This window comes from Acinetobacter sp. YH01021, from assembly GCF_013420255.1.
Taxonomy (GTDB): Bacteria; Pseudomonadota; Gammaproteobacteria; order Pseudomonadales; family Moraxellaceae; genus Acinetobacter.
Genome location: NZ_VOYO01000057.1, coordinates 1 through 4,304, shown reverse-complemented (window position 1 = coordinate 4,304; position 4,304 = coordinate 1). Strand labels below are relative to the sequence as shown.

Genomic DNA, 4,304 nt, shown 5'->3' with positions numbered 1-4,304 from the left:
CAGCAGGGGTGTCATCGGGTCGTCATCCACCGCATCCGAGGCCAGATAGCTGTTTTCGACATCCCGTTCCAGCAGGCCTTGCCGTTCCAGATAGCGACCCACCCGGTGGGCGATGGTGTGCGTCAGCTGGGTGAGCTCTGGGCTGGTCGGCGCCTTGACCCAGCGGAAACGCGCTGAGCCGTGGGATTGCTCGACATACACACCGTCGAGAAACAGCATGTGGAAGTGAACATTCAGATTGAGCGCCGATCCAAAACGCTGGATCAGGGTGACCGCGCCCGTCTTGGCCACTTGGTGGGTATGGCCCGCTTTCTTGACCAGGTGCGTGGCAATGACGCGGTAAACGATGCCCAGCACCCACCCCATGATCTCGGGCCGGCTGGCAAACAGGAAACGCAGCTGAAACGGGAAGCTCAACACCCACTGACGCATGGGTTGTTCAGGCAGTACTTCATCAACCAGCAAGGCGGCACTTTCGGCCATCCGCCGCGCCCCACAGCTCGGGCAGAAACCGCGACGCTTACAGCTGAAAGCGACCAGGTGCTCGGCGTGGCAAGACTCGCAGCGAACCCGTAGAAAGCCATGCTCCAGCCGCCCGCATTGGAGAAATTCTTCAAATTCCCGTTGCACATAGCCCGGCAATTCCTTTCCCTGCTCTGCCATAAGCGCAGCGAATGCCGGGTAATACTCGTCAACGATCTGATAGAGAAGGGTTTGCTCGGGTCGGTGGCTCTGGTAACGACCAGTATCCCGATCCCGGCTGGCCGTCCTGGCCGCCACATGAGGCATGTTCCGCGTCCTTGCAATACTGTGTTTACATACAGTCTATCGCTTAGCGGAAAGTTCTTTTACCCTCAGCCGAAATGCCTGCCGTTGCTAGACATTGCCAGCCAGTGCCCGTCACTCCCACTCGATTGTAAACAAGCACACAAAACCCTTTAGTGACAACAATTTGCAAGAACTATCAGGCTCAGTGCCATGAAAAATACCATGACCAGATCATGAGGTTGAACACGGCTTGCGCCGGCAGCGTTCACGCTCCTGGTCGGCGATCTCGCCCGGCTGCAATGCTAGCTCAGCATCGGTCATGCGCTCCAGCACGTCGCGTAGGCGGATGGTGCAAGGAATGGGCGGCAGCTCGAACTCATAGCCGCCGGCGATCATTTCGGCCGCAATCTCCTCGGTGATGAAAAACGGCTCGTCGTCTTGGTTCGGCTTCTTCATGCCCTTTCCTCCTGGCGCTCATCCTGGCCGACAGCGGCCAGGGCATCGGCTTCCGTCAATGCGTCCTCCACGAACGCGCCGTGCTGCTTCGCTTCGGCCTGGCTGACCTCGGCCCATATCCGTTTCACCTGGGCCGCACTGTACCCGGCCAGCTCGGCGGTCTTGTTGATGCTGTAGCCGGACTTGCGCAGCGCGACAACTTGGGCGCGGCGCTTCGGATCAGCACGGCGGCCCTTGTACCGCCCGGCCTGGCGGGCCAACTCAATGCCTTGGCGCTGGCGTTCGCGCCTGTCCTCGTAGTCGTCGCGGGCCATCTGCAAGGCCAGGCGAAAAAGCATGATCTGCACGGCTTCCAGCACGATCTTGGCGACGCCCTGGGCCTCGGCCGCCAGGTCGGATAGATCGACCACGCCAGGGACGGCCAGGCGTGCGCCTTTGGCCTGTATCGAGGCCACCAGGCGCTCGGCCTCGGGCAAAGGTAGGCGGCTGATGCGGTCGATCTTCTCGGCAATGACCACCTCGCCGGGCTGTAGGTCGCCGATCATGCGCAGCAGCTCAGGCCGGTCGGCGCGTGCGCCGGATGCCTTCTCACGGTAGATGCCGGCGACGTAGTAGCCGGCGGCCTTCGCGGCCGTAGTGATCGCCTCTTGGCGTTCCAAGTCCTGCGCGTCGGTGCTGACGCGCAGATAGACCCGCGCCACCATCGGCGCGGCTACTGGCTTCGTCCTGCGCATACTTGCGGGCTCCTTTGGGCATACTCAAATGCACCCATCTTAAACTGGCAGCTAATGTACAAAAGTTGATAGAAGCACACAAGTTCAATTTTGCACTTCTGCCCCACTATTGCAAAACTGCTTGTTAGTAGCCGTTTTTTCTTACTGTTTATAGATTCAATAATTTTTGAAACGAAAAATTGGGACTAAACATTTCGGTTTCGTTTTCTGTCGATTCGTCCTGCGTATCTTTTGCATAAACAAACATTTGTTGTTCGTAGTTTTCGATGGCATTTTCAATACTTGTAAATTCTCCGTTTGTAAGGTTTTCAGACAATATCAAAGCATCCAATAATCCCGTATTTACACCCTGTCCTGCAAAAGGCGACATCAAATGAGCAGCATCGCCAATCATTGTTATGGGTAATGGACGGTTACTTTTCCAATCATTGTTCAAAGGAAATTTCCTTGTGGGCAAGCATTGAAATGTTGATACCGAACGTATTAATTGTTTGTAAACTTCACTCCATTTGGAAAATCTTTTCAATAAAAAATCGGCAACGCTGTTTCTGTCCTGAAAATCTAAGGGAATTTTATTTTTCCATTCATCGGGCGTTTTAAAACTAATTCCTAAATACAATGCACCATTATTATTGGGATTGGCAAACAATAAAATGCCCTGATGTCCCGCCATTAATCGGTTGCCGTTGCATAGCTGAAAAAATCCGGGACAGTTTATTTCCGGTTGAAGAATATCAGCTTGGATGTTGAAAGTACCGGTTTCTTCAACTTGCGTGTCGGTAACAAAGCTCCTTATTTTCGACATTCCACCATTGGCAAGAATAACCAAATCTGCTGTTTCACTCGGTTTATTCTCAAAAGTTAGTGTCCACTTCTTCTTACCAGGTTCAAGCATAACAAGTTTTCTATCCCAAATAACCGTGTCGTTTTCTAAACTATTCAACAAGATAGCCCTTAAGTCATTTCTGTTTATTTCAGGATTGTCAAATCGATTTTCGGGCTTTACATTTTTTGTGGATAAAATATTGCCTTTTTCATCAGCAATATTTACACCCATTGGTAAGGCTAAGTCATAATAAGTTTGTAACAATCCCGCTTTTTTCATTGCTTCCTGACCTGAACCTTTGTGTAGGTCAAGGGTTCCACCAAAAATTCTTGCCTCTCGGTCGTTGTCTCTTTCGTAAACTGAAACGTCTATGCCGTTTTGCTGTAATAATTTTGCCATAGTCAGTCCAACGGGTCCACCACCAATTATTGCAACGTTCTTATCACTAAGTAAATTCATTTGTTTGTCCGTATCTATTCGCATTGTCATTCAAAAATGGCACATAACAAGTGGCTATACGCCAAATGGCGTATATATCCACTATATCTTATTTTGCTAAACCTTTCATTATCAGTGACAAATCCGTTTTCAACCGTTTACCGTTCGTTTCTACTCTCTCAAAAGGATTTATATTCATAGTGCTTTTTGTTAAGTTTTGCTCAAATATACAAATCCTTTCTATATATCTAACAAATCCATCGGACTTTTTAATTGTTCCATTCCCTTGGTGGTAATATGTGTATAAACCTCAGTTGTTTTACTGCTTGAATGACCTAACAACGATTGAATATAACGTAAACTCGTACCATTCTCAAGCAAATGCGTTGCAAAGCTATGTCGTAAGGTATGTACAGTAACTTCCTTTTGAATCTTTGCTTTTAAAACAGCTGCTTTAAAAATGTTTTGAATACTTCGGCTTGAGTATGCGCCACCTTTTTGACCTTCAAATAAATAATCTTTTGGTTTATATTCCATAAAGTATGTTCTTAAAATAATTAATGTTTTCTCAGATAAAATGGTATAACGATCTCTTTTTCCTTTTGACTGTTCTATACGAATTTGCATGCGCTTGGAGTCAATGTCTTTTATTTTCAGGTTTATACATTCAGAAATGCGCAAACCTGCCGAATAAATAGTCATCAGAATAGCCTTGTGTTTCACGTTTTCAATAGCGCGTAGTACCCGAATGGTTTCTTCTTCACTCATCACAACAGGAAGTGTTTTTTCTTTTTTTGGTCTTTCGATGAAATATGTTTTCCGTTGTCCACCCAAAACACGTTCGTAATAAAACTTAATCGCATTGATTGCCTGGTTTTGATAAGATATTGAAACTTTTCGCTCCATAACCAAATGTCGGAGAAATGATTGTATATGTCCTTCATTCAATCGATCGACGTATAGGAAGAATAAACGCCCTTTTCACCCAAGTCCAACAGCTTTGGACCGCAGTTGACTCTTTCGACACCCCTGCGATGCAACCCAATCCGGCTGACGGGGAGCCAGCAACGCTGAAAATTTAC

Annotated in this window: 4 protein-coding genes and 1 pseudogene; all 5 read right to left on the bottom strand. The window is 48.2% G+C overall.

Going from position 1 to position 4,304, the window contains the following annotated elements; all coding sequences use genetic code 11:
• A pseudogene (locus tag FTT86_RS15675) lies at positions 1-789 on the bottom strand (IS91-like element ISVsa3 family transposase); the annotation flags it as partial.
• Positions 790-999: 210 nt separating this feature from the next.
• The gene (locus FTT86_RS15670; protein ID WP_000743213.1) at positions 1,000-1,224 is read right to left on the bottom strand and encodes a hypothetical protein; all 225 of its coding nucleotides are present in this window, start codon (positions 1,222-1,224) and stop codon (positions 1,000-1,002) included.
• The gene (locus FTT86_RS15665; protein ID WP_001366550.1) at positions 1,221-1,958 is read right to left on the bottom strand and encodes a recombinase family protein; all 738 of its coding nucleotides are present in this window, start codon (positions 1,956-1,958) and stop codon (positions 1,221-1,223) included. The genes FTT86_RS15670 and FTT86_RS15665 overlap by 4 nt, the downstream gene beginning before the upstream one ends.
• Positions 1,959-2,106: 148 nt before the next feature.
• Positions 2,107-3,273 carry a tetracycline-inactivating monooxygenase Tet(X3) gene (locus FTT86_RS15660; protein ID WP_024160783.1) on the bottom strand — a complete coding sequence of 389 codons (1,167 nt, stop codon included), beginning with the start codon at positions 3,271-3,273 and terminating at the stop codon, positions 2,107-2,109.
• Positions 3,274-3,462: 189 nt separating this feature from the next.
• Positions 3,463-4,128, bottom strand: coding sequence for a tyrosine-type recombinase/integrase (locus tag FTT86_RS15655; RefSeq protein WP_015060916.1), 666 nt, complete (start codon positions 4,126-4,128; stop codon positions 3,463-3,465).
• Positions 4,129-4,304 lie beyond the last annotated feature (176 nt).